Below are 262 nucleotides of genomic sequence, written 5' to 3'. Positions count from 1 at the left end.
TTTTAAATAAAAAAGGAAGTCCCAATACTTTCATATTAGGAGAAAAATTTTCCATAACTGCAGCAGAAACTTTTGTCATATCTAGACTTCCTCTTTGCAACAATTCTAAACATTGTCTTTCTGCACCTAGTTGCTGATTTGGATAAATTTCTAGTTTTAAAGCGCCCTTAGAATTTCTTTCTAATTCTTGCACCATAAAAACCATAGCTTCCTGTACAGGATGGCTCATATCTAAACCATGAGCTAACTTTATAGTTTTATT

Annotated in this window: 1 protein-coding gene; it reads right to left on the bottom strand. The window is 32.1% G+C overall.

What is annotated here, in order from left to right; all coding sequences use genetic code 11:
* The coding region (gene dctP / locus ACY2RX_RS14700; RefSeq protein ID WP_490104729.1) for a TRAP transporter substrate-binding protein DctP at positions 1-262 on the bottom strand (262 nt) is incomplete at both ends.

This window comes from Polaribacter sp. 2405UD43-2 (assembly GCF_058147125.1).
The sequence above is the reverse complement of the archived record's forward strand: the minus strand, read 5'-3'. Positions and strand labels throughout refer to the sequence as shown.